The organism is Corynebacterium sp. KPL4035 (assembly GCF_037908325.1).
Classification (GTDB): Bacteria; Actinomycetota; Actinomycetes; order Mycobacteriales; family Mycobacteriaceae; genus Corynebacterium; species Corynebacterium kefirresidentii.
In genome coordinates this window covers 130,107-144,803 of record NZ_JBBMGF010000003.1, presented here as the reverse complement: position 1 = coordinate 144,803, position 14,697 = coordinate 130,107, and the positions used below count along the sequence as shown (strand labels likewise).

15 protein-coding genes are annotated in these 14,697 nt (G+C 58.1%); 10 read left to right on the top strand and 5 right to left on the bottom strand.

From position 1 onward, the window contains the following. The first annotated feature begins 93 nt into the window (after positions 1-93). The 4 genes from WMP96_RS04280 to WMP96_RS04265 all read left to right on the top strand — a co-directional run bounded on the left by WMP96_RS04280 (position 94) and on the right by WMP96_RS04265 (position 4,964). The gene (locus WMP96_RS04280) at positions 94-1,344 is read left to right on the top strand and encodes an ABC transporter substrate-binding protein (RefSeq protein ID WP_301716092.1); all 1,251 of its coding nucleotides are present in this window, start codon (positions 94-96) and stop codon (positions 1,342-1,344) included. A 122-nt stretch (positions 1,345-1,466) separates the two neighbouring features. Then, positions 1,467-2,471: a carbohydrate ABC transporter permease gene (locus WMP96_RS04275; RefSeq protein WP_023020706.1), complete on the top strand. Its 1,005-nt coding sequence runs from the start codon at positions 1,467-1,469 to the stop codon at positions 2,469-2,471. After that, positions 2,471-3,292: a carbohydrate ABC transporter permease gene (locus tag WMP96_RS04270; RefSeq protein ID WP_023020705.1), complete on the top strand. Its 822-nt coding sequence runs from the start codon at positions 2,471-2,473 to the stop codon at positions 3,290-3,292. The genes WMP96_RS04275 and WMP96_RS04270 overlap by 1 nt, the downstream gene beginning before the upstream one ends. 181 nt (positions 3,293-3,473) lie before the next feature. Continuing rightward, a complete protein-coding gene (locus WMP96_RS04265; protein ID WP_340432203.1) occupies positions 3,474-4,964 on the top strand; it encodes an alpha-amylase family protein in 1,491 nt (496 codons plus the stop codon). A gap of 100 nt (positions 4,965-5,064) precedes the next feature. Here WMP96_RS04265 and WMP96_RS04260 read toward each other — a convergent pair whose 3' ends face one another. From WMP96_RS04260 to WMP96_RS04250, 3 genes are read right to left on the bottom strand one after another with little or no spacing between them, the layout of a single operon-like run. After that, positions 5,065-5,643 carry a hypothetical protein gene (locus WMP96_RS04260; protein ID WP_340432202.1) on the bottom strand — a complete coding sequence of 193 codons (579 nt, stop codon included), beginning with the start codon at positions 5,641-5,643 and terminating at the stop codon, positions 5,065-5,067. A gap of 2 nt (positions 5,644-5,645) precedes the next feature. Continuing rightward, positions 5,646-6,218 (bottom strand): hypothetical protein, encoded by a 573-nt coding sequence (locus WMP96_RS04255; RefSeq protein WP_301716094.1) that lies wholly within the window; start codon positions 6,216-6,218, stop codon positions 5,646-5,648. Positions 6,219-6,250: 32 nt separating this feature from the next. Next, positions 6,251-7,519 carry a hypothetical protein gene (locus tag WMP96_RS04250; RefSeq protein WP_023020700.1) on the bottom strand — a complete coding sequence of 423 codons (1,269 nt, stop codon included), beginning with the start codon at positions 7,517-7,519 and terminating at the stop codon, positions 6,251-6,253. A 350-nt stretch (positions 7,520-7,869) separates the two neighbouring features. Between WMP96_RS04250 and WMP96_RS04245 the strand changes: the two genes are divergently transcribed. Genes WMP96_RS04245 through WMP96_RS04225 form a run of 5 tightly spaced genes read left to right on the top strand, consistent with a single transcriptional unit; the run spans position 7,870 to position 11,339 of the window. After that, the gene (locus tag WMP96_RS04245) at positions 7,870-9,330 is read left to right on the top strand and encodes an acyl-CoA carboxylase subunit beta (RefSeq protein WP_301716095.1); all 1,461 of its coding nucleotides are present in this window, start codon (positions 7,870-7,872) and stop codon (positions 9,328-9,330) included. 8 nt (positions 9,331-9,338) lie between these two features. Further along, complete coding sequence (locus WMP96_RS04240) at positions 9,339-9,548, top strand: acyl-CoA carboxylase subunit epsilon (RefSeq protein ID WP_301716096.1); 210 nt, start codon at positions 9,339-9,341, stop codon at positions 9,546-9,548. Beyond that, on the top strand, positions 9,548-10,135 hold the full coding sequence (locus WMP96_RS04235; RefSeq protein ID WP_023020697.1) for a Maf family protein: 588 nt from the start codon (positions 9,548-9,550) through the stop codon (positions 10,133-10,135). Before WMP96_RS04240 ends, WMP96_RS04235 begins: the two co-directional genes overlap by 1 nt. A gap of 31 nt (positions 10,136-10,166) precedes the next feature. Further along, positions 10,167-10,583: a DUF3151 domain-containing protein gene (locus WMP96_RS04230; protein WP_340432201.1), complete on the top strand. Its 417-nt coding sequence runs from the start codon at positions 10,167-10,169 to the stop codon at positions 10,581-10,583. 15 nt (positions 10,584-10,598) lie between these two features. Next, positions 10,599-11,339 (top strand): hypothetical protein, encoded by a 741-nt coding sequence (locus WMP96_RS04225; protein WP_301716098.1) that lies wholly within the window; start codon positions 10,599-10,601, stop codon positions 11,337-11,339. A 123-nt stretch (positions 11,340-11,462) separates the two neighbouring features. On the opposite strand, the gene WMP96_RS04220 is transcribed toward WMP96_RS04225, so the two are convergent. Next, positions 11,463-12,386 carry a DUF4282 domain-containing protein gene (locus tag WMP96_RS04220; protein ID WP_301716099.1) on the bottom strand — a complete coding sequence of 308 codons (924 nt, stop codon included), beginning with the start codon at positions 12,384-12,386 and terminating at the stop codon, positions 11,463-11,465. An 84-nt stretch (positions 12,387-12,470) separates the two neighbouring features. Then, on the bottom strand, positions 12,471-13,532 hold the full coding sequence (locus tag WMP96_RS04215; protein ID WP_023020693.1) for a Cj0069 family protein: 1,062 nt from the start codon (positions 13,530-13,532) through the stop codon (positions 12,471-12,473). 247 nt (positions 13,533-13,779) lie between these two features. On the opposite strand from WMP96_RS04215, the gene WMP96_RS04210 reads away from it, so the two are divergent. Further along, on the top strand, positions 13,780-14,643 hold the full coding sequence (locus WMP96_RS04210; protein WP_301716100.1) for a sulfurtransferase: 864 nt from the start codon (positions 13,780-13,782) through the stop codon (positions 14,641-14,643). Positions 14,644-14,697: the final 54 nt, after the last annotated feature.

The window sequence follows — 14,697 nt, the reverse complement described above, 5'->3', positions numbered from 1 at the left end:
CCCCATTTAGAGTTAAATAGGTCAAAATTATCCACCTTTCGATTTCCGTATTTTAGGTTTAAAGAACCGAAAGTTTTCCGAAAGGTGAATTCCATGAAGAGATTCCTGCTTCGCACCACCGTTGCGACTACTGCAGTTCTGGCTCTGGCCGGCTGCTCTTCGTCCTCCTCCGATTCCGCTGCGGGCGGTTCCTCCGAAGGCGGGGCGGATGCGCACGGCCCCATCACTTTTGCCATGGGCAAAAATGACACGGACAAGGTGACCCCCATCATCGAAAAGTGGAACGAGCAGCACCCAGACGAGAAGGTCACGCTCAAGGAGCTGGCCGGCGAGGCTGACGCCCAGCGCGAGACCCTCGTGCAGTCCCTGCAGGCGGGCAGCGATGACTACGATGTCATGGCGCTGGACGTCGTGTGGACCGCGGAGTTCGCTGCCAACCAGTGGCTCCAGCCGCTCAATGGTGATTTTGAAACCAATACGGATGAGCTACTGCCGGCCACCGTAGAGTCCGCCACCTATAACGACGTCCTCTACGCGCTGCCGCAAAACACCAATGGTCAGCTGCTTTTCCGCAATACCAAGCTCGCGGATAAGGCTCCCGAGAAGTTCGCAGATCTCAAATCTGCATGTAAGGCGCTGGAAGACGGCAAGAACTGTCTGACCACCCAGCTCAAGCAGTATGAAGGCCTTGCGCTCAATACCGCTGACTTCATGGAAGGCTGGGGCGGCTCTGTCTTGGATAAGGACGGCAATGTCACCGTGGATTCCAAGGAAGCCAAGGACGGTCTTCAGGCCATGGTGGATGCGTACAAGGATAAGACCATCTCCAAGGACTCCACCGCCGCCACCGAGGAAGAAACCAATATGGCCTTCACTGAAGGAAAGACCGCCTTCGCCGTGAACTGGCCATATATGTACTCCAATGCGGTTGATGCCGGCGTCGACGTCGAGGTCCAGGCCCCACTGGGCAAGGACGGCGTAGGCGTTTCCACGCTGGGTGGCTACAACAACGGTATCAATATCAACTCCAAGAATAAGGGCACTGCGCTCGACTTTATGAAGTTCATCATCAACGAGGACAACCAGAAGTCCTTCGCGGAGCAGTCCTTCCCACCGGTCTTGGCCTCCATCTACGATGACCCGCAGCTACAGCAGGAGTTCCCATACCTGCCGGCGCTCAAGGAGTCCTTGGAGAACGCGGCACCGCGCCCGGTTTCCCCGTTCTACTCGGCGATTTCTAAGGCCATCCAGGACAATGCCTACGCTGCATTGACGGATGACAAGTCGGTCGATGATGCCACCGCCGATATGAAGGCGGCCATCGAATCGGCTTCCCAGGGTTAAATTCCCAATCCGGGTGAGGTAGGCGGGCATACCGCCGCCTCACCCTTTGTGGTTTTCACTCCCCTATTGGGGATAGAATCTAGCCAATAGACAGCATTTCTTTAACAGAAAGGCGGACCAGCGTGGCTATAGCTTCGCCGACTGCGTCCAAGGGGACGCCGAAAGGGGCGTCGGCAAGAGCGCCGAAACCCCAGCGCAAAAATTACGGGCGCGTGGCCGGGCTGATTGCTCCGGCGCTCATCGTGCTCGCCGTCATCATCGGCTACCCCATCATCCGCGCCATCTTCCTGTCCTTCCAAGGCAATAGGCACCTCAACCCGCAGACGGGACTTTTTGAGGAAGGCGGTTTTGCCGGATTGGAAAATTACCTGTACTGGATCAATAACCGATGCGTTTCCGGTACCGGCCAGATTTCCACCTGCCCACCGGGGGTTATCGCCACAGATTTCTGGCCCGCAGTCAAGATTACGCTCTTTTTCACCGTCGTTACCGTGCTGCTGGAGACCATCCTGGGTATGCTGATGGCGCTCATCATGAACGGTGAGTACCGCGGCCGTGGCCTAGTTCGTGCGGCGGTACTTATCCCCTGGGCCATTCCAACGGCCGTCACGGCCAAGCTATGGCAGTTCATGTTTGCCCCGGATGGCATCGTCAACTCGCTGCTTGGTGCACAGATCGCCTGGACCACGGACCCGTTCTACGCCCGCCTGGCCGTCATCATCGCGGATGTGTGGAAGACCGCCCCGTTTATGGCACTGCTTATCCTGGCGGGCCTGCAGATGATTCCTAAGGACGTCTACGACGCCGCCCGCGTGGACGGCGCCAATCGTATCCAGACGTTCTTCCGGATCACCCTCCCGCTGGTGCGCCCGGCGCTCATGGTGGCCGTACTCTTCCGCACCCTGGACGCACTGCGCATGTATGACCTGCCGGTCATCATGATTTCTAGCTCCTCCAACTCCCCTACCGCGACCATCTCGCAGCTGGTGGTGGAGGATATGCGCCAAGGCAACTTCAATTCCGCCTCCGCGCTCTCCACCCTCATTTTCCTTCTTATCTTCGTCGTCGCCTTTATCCTCATTCGCTTCCTTGGTGCGGATGTCTCCGGCAGGAAGGCAGCTAAATAATGCGTAAATTCGGACACTTCGCCGGCATCATTTTCATCATGTTCTGGGGCCTCGCTCCCTTCTACTGGATGCTGGTAACCGCGCTGCGGGATCAGCGATTCACCTTTGATACCACGCCATGGCCTACCCATGTCACGCTGGATAATTTCCGCGATGCCTTGGCTACCGATAAGGGAAATGACTTCCTTGCCGCGCTCGGTAACTCGCTTCTCATCTCACTGATTACCACCGCGGTGGCCGTGCTCATCGGCGTCTTTACCGCCTATGCACTCTCCCGCTATGACTTTCCGGGCAAGGGAATCGTGACCGGCATTATCCTGGCTGCCTCCATGTTCCCGGCCATTGCCTTGGTCACCCCGCTCTTCCAGCTCTTTGGCAACTTGGAATGGATTGGCACCTACCGTGCGATGATCATCCCTAATATTTCTTTCGCGCTTCCGCTCACGGTCTATACGCTGCTGAGCTTCTTCCGCCAGCTTCCCTGGGAATTGGAAGAAGCAGCCCGGGTAGATGGAGCCTCGCGTTCTCAAGCTTTCCGTTTGGTGCTATTGCCACTGGCGGCGCCAGCGCTGTTTACCACCGCGATCATCGCCTTTATCACCACGTGGAATGAGTTCATGCTGGCCAAGCAGCTCTCCACCACCGATACTGAGCCGGTGACCGTGGCCATTGCACGCTTCTCCGGCCCCTCGGCCTTTGAGTACCCCTATGCCGCGACCATGGCCGCTGGCGCGCTGGTTACCATCCCACTGGTCATCATGGTGCTTATCTTCCAGCACCGCATCGTCGCTGGCCTGACCGCAGGTGGTGTCAAGGCCTAATGCGCAGGGCCATGCTGTGGGATACCGCGCTGGGCTTCCTTGGTTTCTTCAGCATCCTCGCGGTTATTCAGGCCATCATCAACCTCTTTCACGACTCCCCCGCCATCTGGCCCGGTCTCGTGGCCGGAGTACTGTGCCTTCTTACCTACCTAACCTGGCGGGCCAAAAGAAAGGACCTTTCATGAGCTGGTACCACAATGCAGTCTTCTACCAGGCCCTCGTCGGCTCGTTTAAGGCCGATGGTGATAAGGAGGTAGGAACGCTGCGCGGGGTCATCGATAAGCTGGACTACCTTCAATGGCTCGGCGTGGACTGCCTGTGGCTTTCGCCGTTTGATGCCAGCCCCTTGCGCGATGATGGCTACGATATTGCGGACTACTACTCCATCCACCCAGATTATGGCACGATGGAGGATTTTGAAGAGCTCATTGCGGAGCTGCACCGCCGCGGCATGCGCATTATGACGGACTTGGCGCTCAACCACACCAGCTCCGATCACCCATGGTTCCAGGCCTCCCGCACGGATCCCACAGGCCCCTATGGCGATTTCTACGTCTGGGGCGATGACCCGGAGCGCTACCCCGAAATCCGCGTCATTTTCACTGACGTGGAGACTTCCAACTGGACTTGGGATGACAAGCGCGGCCAGTACTACTTCCACCGCTTTTATTCCCACCAGCCGGATTTGAACTACGATAACCCGGCCGTGCAGGAGGAAGTATTCAAAATTTTGTCTTTCTGGATGGACAAGGGCTTGGACGGTCTGCGCCTCGATGCTATTGCTTATCTCTTTGAACGCGATGGTATAGGCGGCGAATCCTTGCCGGAGACCATCGAGTTTGTGGAAAAGATTCGCTCCTTCATGGACGCGCACTACCCGGATGCCGTGCTCATCGCGGAGGCCAACCAGCCGCCGGCCGAAACCATGCAATTCTACGGCCAGGGCGAGCGCTTCCACATGGTCTTCAACTTCCCGGTCATGCCGCGGTTGTATCAGGCTTTGGCGCTTGGCGACGCCACCCCGGTCTACTCCATCCTCGACGAACTGCCTTCCCTACCGGAAGGCTGCCAGTGGGGTACCTTCCTGCGCAACCACGATGAGCTCACCTTGGAAATGGTGGACGATACCGTGCGAGATCTGATGTACCAGGAGTACCTGCCAGAAGACAGTATGCGCGCGCACGTGGGTATTGCCCGCAGGCTTATGCCACTGATGAACGGCGACCGCCGCAAGGTGGAGCTGATGTTTTCCCTATTGATGACCCTGCCGGGCGCACCGTTTATCTACTACGGCGATGAGATTGGCATGCTCGATGACACGACACTTCCGGACCGCTATGCGGTCCGCACCCCCATGCAGTGGGACGATTCCGAACACGCCGGTTTCAGCATCAATGCGCCGTCCCGGCTGCCGGTTGTAGGCGGAACGTCTGTGGCCGCCCAGATTGAAGACGCCGCCTCGTTGCTCAATACTGTGCGCTCCATGATCGCCGAGCGCCATGCCCACTCTGATCTCGGTACCGCGCCGTGTGAGCCGGTTGAGACCGGCGAAGAGGCCGTCCTTGGTTACCAACGCGGCGATCTGCTGTGCCTGCACAATTTCAGCGATCGCTCCATCGATCTCGGACCGGTGGAGCTTGGCCCTTATGGCTACGCTTGGCTACCTGCCTAACCCCTGTCCTCTCGACTCAAGCTTCCGAAAGCGCCTAGCCGAAAGAAAAGCGCCTCGCCAGTCCTTTCAGATTGGCGAGGCGCTTCCTTAACGGGGTGGATTAGTTCCGCTCAGGGGCGTCTTCCAAGCGCAGCTCAGAGTAGCGCGCTTCTGGCACGGAGGCCGAGTACGGCTTGCCCTGGGCTTCCCACTGCTGGTCAGAGTTGCAACGAACGTCCTGACCGTCAGTATCGAGCATGGTAAAGCCCCACACCAGCTTGCCCTGCGAATTCGCTGGCAGGGTGTACGGACCAACCACCTGGTTTAGCTTCCAGTGCTGCTCACTGACGTAGTTGAAGCCATAGGTCTTGGTCAACACCTTGGCCAGATCACCGGTACCCTCAACGGAGCCGGAGACCTCGATGGTCTGGGTGCGGGCCTTGGTGACGGTGTGCTTGACCGGCACTTCTTCGTCGTTGCGGTTGGCCACGCTGGTGGCATCAGTCTGTTTGAACCAGCGGCGCTTTGCGGTGACGTAGGTGCCGTTTTCACCCGGTGTCGAGCAATGCGTGCCCGGCTTATAATCGTCGTTCCAGCGCTGGGGCAGCTCGAAGTCCCCACCGAAATCAGCGGCGTGGGCAACAGGAGCGGCCACCAGGCTCAGCGCCGCAAGGGCGCTGGCGATGGACGTCTTGCTCATGTTTAGCCCCAATCGTTGTTATCGCGAGTGGAAACCTCGACGTGGCGTTCCTTCGGCAGAGAAGCCGTGAAGGTGCCGCCATTAGCCTGCCACTTGTGGTCGGAGCCACACACGGTCTTCTGACCTTCGAAATCAGAAACAAGCCAACCGGCGCGCAGCACGGCAGTCTTGCCCGGAGCAATGTCGTACGGACCAACCTGTTCGCCTACCTCGTAGGACTGGCTATCGGTGTAGCTGGAAGAGAAGGTGAAATTAATGAGATCCAACAGCTTGAAATCGACGCCAGCAGACACGTTCCAAGTCTTTGTCTTGGTCTCCTTGATTGAACGGGTGACAGGCAATGGCTCATCGTTGTAGTTGGACACAGTCCAGGAACCGGCGGAGCCATCAAAATAGGTGCGCTTGATCTTTACGGTCTGGCCGGTGTCACCTGGGTTGGAGCAGCGCTCGCCGATGGTGGTCGGGTTAGCTGGGGTTAGGTCGCGCTGTGGTAGGGCGTTAGCGGCCGGAGCGAAGATCAGGCCGGAGGCAACGGCGAGAGCCGCGGTGGTAGAAGCAATCTTGGACTTGAACATGGAACTTTCTCCTTGTGTAGGTGTGGTGGGGTTTAGTAGATGGTCTGGGTCGGAACCGGCAGGTCGCGGAATTCGTCCGGAGTGACGTCCTCAGTACGGGTATTGCCGGCCTTATCGGTGATCTTGGCCTCTGCCCAGAACCCACTCGGGGCGGAGGTCTGCTTGTAGTTAGAGGTGAGGTCGTAGTTTCCGCTCTTGCCGCAGTGAATCTCGCGGTAGTTGATGCGGGTCATGGTGGTGCCATACTCCACGCGCACGCGCTCGCCTGGCTTGAGGTCAACGTGCTTGAGCTCGGTGCCGACCGGCATGTAGGCGCGCTTTACGGCACCGACGGACTCCAGCCAGCCCTTCGGAATATCGCCGCGGTTGCCCTGCCAGTTGGTGTACGGGGCGTGCTCGGCGCCAACGACGAAGTCAGTCACTGGGGCGAATTCATAATCGCCCTTGGACCAGTTGAGGAAGTCGGTGGAGTAGCCGGCCTTGCGGTAGGTCGGCTTTACAGCGGTGATGTCCAGCGGGTACCAGGAGGTATCGCCAGCTTCACACTTATCGCCTTCCTTTGGCCAGGATGGATCGCGCTGCAGTTCCGCGGCCGGCTGCATGATCTCATCCTTTTTAGGATCGGCAATCTTTTCTAGGCTCGGGCCGGATACGGAGGTGTAGTTACCCTCGATCGGCTTGGAGTTTGCCCCCGGAGAGCGGGAAGGAATTTCCATGGCCAGATCGGACACGGAGCCATCTGCCTTAATGATGTAGGCAAAGGCGTAACGCTCGGCCGGGCCCTTACCGCGGATGACGTTGGCACCCGGGATGTTTTCCAGGCGGTCATCATTGCAGCCCACGAACATGGAGATGAAGTCCTTTTCGATGACCCCGTACTCGACGCGGAAGGACTCACCCGGCTTCAGCTTCACTGGGCCGAAAGTTTCTTTATCGCGCCAACCATTGGTCATCTTCAGACCAATATCGGACTTGGCGGTGGTGTCCCAACCAGAAGGCAGCTTGGCCTTAGAATTGGCATCAATCTCGTGATTGGTACCGGTTTCTACCTCGGCGGTGTAGGGCACTTCTTGATTGGTGGTGTTTTTGAACTGCAGGGTGCCATCGCTCATGTAGCGGCGGCCGGTTTCTGCAAAGCGCCATTCGCGCTCGACATTGTCGCCAGCGGCACTGCAGCTCTTATAGAGGTTGGAAATGGGATATGCCTGCGGCATCGGGGGAATATCTCCCGCGTGCGCCACTGGCGTGAAGAGAGTCGCTACGGCGAGCGGTGCGAGCAAGCGCAGTCCCTTTTTAATCACCAGAAGACCGTCCTTAATAGATCGTTAAAAAACAGGGGAAACATTCATGAAGACTCATATAATAATAAGGGATTACAAGACTCACATCAATAGTTGAATGAAAACTTTTCTAATCTTTTTACCTCCCTTGAGATGCAACAATTAGCACTCACCTGCCCAGCGCCCTAAAATGTTTACACTGGACACCACCCCCACAATAGGGTAAGCGAGCGGGGTGCCATTCAAGGAATTCCCAGGTTTAATGCTTAGTCCACGGTGCGGTGGCAAGTACCACATAAACGATTTTCACTCCTCGCTCTTGCTGCCTTTCATTCCGCATTGACCGGGGTGCGCTAGTAGTGTGGGGGCCTATGACTGACCTGAAAACCACCGCCGGCAAGATCGAGGACCTGGACGCCAAGCTTGCCGAGTCCCGCGCGCCGCTGGGAGAAGGCGAGCCGGCCGCCCGCACCCGCGTGACGCAGCTGCTCGATGAGGGATCCTTCGTGGAAACGGACGCGCTGGCCCGCCACCGCTCCACCGATTTCGGCCGCGAGCATGACCGCCCCTATACCGATGGCGTGGTCACCGGCTACGGCACTATCGACGGCCGCCGCGTGTGCGTCTTTAGCCAAGACAGAGAAATCTTCGATGGCACGATGGGGGAGGTTTATGCCGAAAAGCTCACCAAGGTATATGACCTCGCCATCAAGACCGGTGTTCCCGTTATCGGCATTTATGAATCCACCGGCCCGCGTGTAGAAGAAGGCATCGTCACCATGGCTGGATACGCCCGCCTCATGGCGCGTGTCTCCCAAGCCTCGGGCCTCATTCCGCAGATCTCCGTTATCGCGGGCAATACCAGCGGCATTGCGGCGTTCGCGCCGACGTTTGCTGATGTCCTCATAGTCACCCAAGGCACCGCCCTCCACCAGGCTGCCAGCCACGTGGCCGGCGCGTCGCCAGAGACCTTTGGCGGCGCCGCAGCCCACGCAGAGTCCGGCACCGCTCACCTGGTGGCCAGCGACGACAAGCAGGCTTTGTCCCTCGTGCGCGACGTTTTGGCTTACTTCCCCGCCAATAACCGCGCAGAGGCGCCGCGTGTGGATGCCGGTAGCGTCGCGGACTTTGATCTCAATAGCGTCATTCCGGATACCGCCGCGCAGGCCTATGACATAAACGATGTCATTAAGGCTGTAGTCGATGAGGGGTCATTCTTCGAACTCTCTGCAGGAGCGGCCCAAAATATCGTCACTGGCTTTGCCTACATCGATGGCCGCACCGTCGGCATCGTTGCCAACCAGCCGCTAGCATTGGCCGGTGCACTGGATTCCGCCGCCGCAGAAAAAGCCGCGCGCTTCGTGCGCACGTGCGATGCCTTCAATACTCCCATCGTGGAATTCGTGGACTCCCCAGGCTTTGTGCCTACCCCGGAAGAGGAAAAGGCAGGCCTGCTTCGCAGGGCGTCGAAGTTTGCCTATGCGCAGGCCGAAGCGAGCGTCGGCAAGCTCACTGTAATTACCCGCAAGGCTATTGGCCCGGCCTACGTATTTATGGGTGCAAAAGACCTGGGGGCGGACCTGGTCTACGCGTGGCCCACCGCAGAAATTGCCGTCACCCAAGCCTCCCAGGCTTCCCTGGCCATCTATGGCTCTGAGGAAAAGGAAGAAGAGATGGACGAGCTCTTCTTGCACCCGTATGCCGCTGCGGAGCGCGGGCTGGCCGATAATGTCATCGAGCCTTCCGCCACCCGCCACTACCTGGTGGAAGGCCTGCGTCTGCTAGAGCGCAAGGCCGTGGCGCAGGTACCCAAGAAGCACGGAACTGTTTAGGAGGCGAGATGTCTACGCCTGAAATCAAGGTAGTAAAGGGCAATCCCACTGAAGACGAGCTCGCGGCCCTGCGCACGGTGTTGGCGCAGATGAGTGCAAAGCACTCGGGTGCTACCGGCGAGCGCAATGAATGGGGCACCCCGGCTGAGCGCTTCGAGCGCTTTGGGTCGCAGCGCATTTATAATCCCTCCGCTTTCCATACAGTGCGGTACTTCTAATGCGGCTCATCCTCGCCTCCCAATCGCCCTCGCGTGCGTCCATCTTGCGCGGCGCGGGCGTAGAACCTGTCTTGGAACCGGCCGACATTGATGAACGCTCCCTTGAAGCCTCGCTCGCCGGCCGCCCACCGGCCGATATCGTGGCGGCCCTAGCGACAGCCAAGGCCGAAAAGGTGGCCGAGCGCTACCCCACCGAGCCCGTCATCGGCGGCGATTCTATGCTGTTGCTCGGCGGCGAGTTACAAGGCAAACCGCACACCGAGGAAGCCACCATCGAACGCTGGCACCAGCAAGCCGGCCGCACGGCCGAGCTGCTTACCGGCCACTGCCTCCTCTTTGGCGATAGGCGCCATGTGGAAACATCTACCACCACGGTTCACTTTGCCCACGCCAGCGAAGCCGATATCGCAGCGTATGCCCGATCCGGTGAGCCACTCCAGTGCGCCGGTGCTTTTACTTTGGAGGCAATGGGCGGCTGGTTCATTGACCGCATCGAAGGCGATCCTTCCTCCGTTATTGGGCTTTCCCTGCCGGTGGTGCGCCGCGCGCTGTATTCATTTGACCTTAACGTCTCCGATTTCTGGTAGCTGCGCGCCGGCGTCGCTACAGTGGGGTGGCATGGAAATGAAAGACATGCTTGCCCCGAAACCCATTGAGCTGCCTGCCGATCCCGGTGCGGACTCCACCTCGGATCTCGCCGCCGGCATCGTTGCCCATCCGGATTCTCCGCTGCTGTGGGCCTTGCTTGCTGAGCAAAAGCTTAAGCAGCAGGAGGGCGCTGAGCCAGCCGCTTTCATCACCGCCTACGCCTACGCGCGCACGGGCTACCACCGTAGCCTGGACCGCCTGCGCGGGAATGGGTGGAAGGGCTGGGGACCGGTCCCCTTCTCCCACGAACCGAACCAGGGCGTGCTGCGCGCCATCGCCGCCCTCGGCCATGCCGCTAAGGCCATCGGCGAGGACGATGAGTACGACCGCATTCGCCATATGCTTTCCGACGCCGACCCGGACAGCGTCGCCAAGCTCCTCGACTAGAGTTGGAGAGCCGCCATGCCTGCCGTGCCACCTCGCCGCTTGCGGCGATTCTCTGCTGCCCTACTACTTGCGACCTCCCTGCCACTAGCGCTTAGCGCCTGCGGTTCCCAAGAGGATTCTTCTTCCTCCGAACAGCCAGTCTTTTCCAACCAAGCGCCGGCCGAGACTGAAGCGTCCGGAGCGGACGACGCCGCTTCTACTAAGGCGTCATCCCAGTCAGACTCCACCGACAAAGGCGAAAAGGCCACCACGCAGCAACAGGAAAAGGGCAAAGACCGCGAATGCGCGGAACTGCCCAACGACCCGCGCAAGGTTTATGCTTCTGGCACCGCACCTGGGCGCATGCCCGCTGACGATGGCAGCGATTTCAACTTTTGGATCGGCGATATCGAGAACGCCTACGACCCCTGCGCCACGATTAGCTGGATCATTTTCCGCGGTTCATTGGGCGATGTGGAAGGTCCGGCAGGCACCGGCGCTTCAATGGTTGATGGACTCGCCCTCTATGTCAACGGCGCTCCGGCCAAGGACATGTCCGTCTTCGAAAAGGTAGAAAGCGTCACCCCAGTCTCCGACAACCAAGTCGATTTCACCTGGGGAGAGCGCAGTCGCTCCACCGCGGAGGGCATTACCGCGCACCACACCGTGCGCCTACAGGCACAAGGCGACACCGTTGAACCAATTTCTGGTGAAGTCGAGGAATTCAACAAGATGTGGGTTGATCTTCCCAGTTACCAGCTTGGAACTTACGACTAGCCTTTAGCCAGCCCGCAAAAGGCCTAGGACTCTACGCCAAACGCCCCAGCGCAATCTGCTGGGGCGTTCCTCATTTCTCGCATTGCCACTCGCTTTGTTCAGCGAGCCACTCATCACAAAAGATTAGTCCATTTTGTCGAGGATATCGCCGGTGTTTTGGGCGATCCTCACGTTTGCCACCATGGCTTCTAGAAACAGCCTGATAGCCACCATAAAAGCGTAGAAGATGATGGTGCTCAGGACCGCTAGGAAGATGAAAGCAAAAATGCTTCCGAAGATGGCGGACGCGGAGTCCTCCTGGATGCCATAAATGCCCATGCCGGTAGCGAATAAGAAGGCACCGAGAAGGTGCAGAATCCACATGATTCCACCAAGAATCATGGCGACCTTATAGATCTCCTTCACGTGGGTGATGGTCAAGAAGTGCTTGAACTCGAATTCAAAAAGTCCGCCCAAGAGCCCATCCTTTTTGGCCAAGCCCTTGAGAGCACCGCTCATGCGACTGTTCTTATTACCCAGATCTTGGCCAGAATCGGCAGGAGCAGCGCTAACCGAAGGGAACTCTCCGAATCCTTGGCCCGTGCTCTGCTGTTGAGCGTAACCGCCAAAAGCCGGTTGCTCGTTCGTGGACTGGACGGAACCGAATTGGTTGCCGTTCGCAGCAGCGTCCGTTGATGCCGAATCCGTGAATGGGTTATGCGCACGGGAGGCAGCGCCCTGACCTGCGGCGGAGGACTGCATGGCCCAGAAATCGGAGTTGCCGGTACTTGGAGATGCCGCAGAAGCAGTCGAACTGTCCTCCTCGGCTGGCTTCTGAGAGGAAAGATCCCGCGAGTTTCCAGAATCACCAAACTTATCAGTGTGACCAAATGACTTCGTTTCATTTACATCGAAAGAGCCAAACTCCTTGGTCTCATTCACCTCGGCAGCGCTGGCTCCCTCAGCGTTTTTCGCAGCATCCCCAGCGCGGTGGTGCGGAGTTTCGGAAAAATCGCGCGGGGAAAAATCCTTCGGGAAACCGTCGGAATTGAAGTCATTATCAGCCATTATGCGGTCCTCAAAATGTTTTAGGGATGGTAGGAAAATGCCCCACGGTCTCCCGTGGGGCTACTTGGCAGGATACAGCTAGCGCTAGGCGTTCGCGTCCTGAACGCGTCGAATTGCCTCGGCGGCAACCTTTTCTTGGATGCCCATGTCCAGCTCAGAAGTGAAGCCAACGCAGGAGCAGTTGATCTCGCCGAGGACGTAGGTGTCGGTGCCATCGGGGGCGTCGTCAAGCATGAAGTCCGCTGTCCAAATCAGCGGAACATCCTTGGTATCGCCGAGCTTCTCTGCGATAACAGGACGCGCCTTATCGAACATCTCCAGCAGCTCCGGCCACGATTCCGGCTTATCGTAGGTGTACTTGGCACCGGAGAAGAGCGTAGCGGAGAAGTTATCGCCGCCCTCCGCCGGCTTCTTGTGCACGATAAATACCGGCTCATTGCCCACGAGCAGGATGCGGATTTCGCCCTCTACAATGCGCGGCATAAAGCGCATATCCACCAGCATGCCGTTATCGCCCACAATGTACTGGTCACAGAAGTCCATGAAAGCGCCCAGCTTGTAGTCATGGGTCTGGTTATCCACTGCCTCAGTGCACTTCAAAGCGGTATCGAGCGGAAGTGCGGTCCCCGGTTCAACGGACTGGGCAAGATCCTGGTCCGCGAGGCGCACGCGCCAGATGCCTTCACCCGTGGAACCGCGGTTTTGCTTGAGCACGCGCTCGCCATAGGACAAGGAGGTGGGGAAGGTATTATGCAGCTCTTCCACCTCGTAGTACGCCGCAGTATCGTCCGGCACTAGCGGGGTGTCATTGAGCTTGACCAGTGCGTCCTTGGCGCCATAGGCCATCATGTCCGCCGGAGTGGACATACCTACCAGGCCGGCATCTGCCAGCTTGCTCAGCAATTCGAAGTAGCCCTTCTCACCGCCGGGGATATTGCCGGGGTTGACGCGGGAGATATAGGCATCAAAGTTTTCAGAAACCTGAGTGTAGATCTCTTCAGACTTGTCCGGATGGAAGTAGATTACCTCTGCCTCCCAGCCTTGTTCCTTGATCGCATTGACGATTGGCATGGTGTCCTTGCGGTGGCCATCTGCGCCTTTATCCGAGCCGCCTTCTACCTCAAATACAACAATTGCCTTGTGCACTTGCAGTTCCCTTCATAGGTGGTGTTCATAGCACGTTGTCGCACCATATCCCGAGTTTATCCCAGCTCTTCTTCCTCCGCGCGCCCAACTGCCCCCTCCCTTTAACCCCGCCGGCCGGCGGCCCCAATCACCGGTTAAAACCTGTATCTCAGGCCACAGGAATAATGCCCGAGTGATCATCACGGGAAAAATCGGGTTAAAGTGGTGGGAGCGAATTATTAACCCTTATAGGAAAGGCAGGCGGACAGTGGCTGACGTTGATCCCTATCCCCCATTCCAGGAATACACACATCCCGAGCGCCTCGTGTCTGCACCGTGGCTGTCCGCACGCCTAGGCATCAAAGGCCTGCGCGTTATTGAGGTGGATGAAGACTCGCTCCTCTATGACATTGGCCATATCCCCACTGCCACCCGCATTAACTTCCGCACGGAACTACTTAGCCCACTTACCCGTGATTTCATCGACGGAGAAGAATTCACTTCCCTAATGCGAGAGAAGGGCATTAACGCCGACGATACGATTGTTCTTTACGGCGACAAGTCCAATTGGTGGGCTGCCTACGCCCTGTGGGTATTTACCCTCTTCGGGCACAAGGACGTTCGCCTGCTCGATGGCGGCCGCAATGCGTGGATGGCCGAGGAACGCGATACCTCTTTCATGGTTCCAGACTTCCCAGCATCCGAATATCCCGAAGTAAGCCGCGATGACTCTATGCTGCGCGCCTTCGTAGATCAGGTGCGCGAGACCGAAGGCACGCTCGTAGACACCCGCAGCCCAGAAGAGTTTGCGGGCGAGGCCACCGAACACGATCCCAATGGCGATTCCGCCTACGGCACCACCATGCGCCACGGCCATATCCCTAGCGCGATCAACCTCGAGTGGGATCGTTCCACCTACCCCAACTCCTGCTTCCGCTCGGCCGAAGAGCTTCAGGTCAATTACGGAATGTTGGAGCCTGAATCTGCCACAATCCTCTATTCCCACGTGGGCGCCCAAGCCGCGCATACGTGGTTTGTGCTCACGCATCTTTTGGGATTCACAAAGGCGCAGGTCTACGATGGTTCGTGGTCTGAGTGGGGCAATATGGTGAAAATGCCGATTGAGCGTTAGTTTTTCGGTTTAGCCGTATAAGCCCATGTCCACACTGGATGTGGGTTTATTTTT